Here is a 297-nt window from a genome sequence, read left to right on the forward strand (position 1 = left end):
GTGGCGGCGCGGTATGGTATCCGGCCGAACCAGTTGTCGGCTTGGCGGCGCATGGCGAAGGACGGCGATCTCGTCCTGCCGGCCGATGAGCGCGATGGGGATGAGGTGGTGTTCGCGCCGCTCGTGGTCTGCGATGCGGAGGGGTCTGCGCCCGAAGCGTATGGCAGCGCCACCGGACGCGATGTCCGGATCGCGGTTGGCGAGGTGGTGATCCAGCTCGAGGCTGACACGCCCGCCGCTCGCATTGCCGGGATCGTCCGGGCGCTCGGGGTGCCCGCGTAATGCTGCCCGCGCACA

The 297-nt window shown here is 70.4% G+C and carries 1 protein-coding gene; it reads left to right on the top strand.

Translation table 11 applies throughout. From position 1 onward, the window contains the following. The coding region (locus ACH107_RS33745; RefSeq protein WP_412509914.1) for an IS66 family insertion sequence element accessory protein TnpB at nucleotides 1-282 on the top strand (282 nt) is incomplete at its 5' end. Nucleotides 283-297: the final 15 nt, after the last annotated feature.

The sequence above is a fragment of the Roseovarius halophilus (ex Wu et al. 2025) genome, from assembly GCF_047086965.1.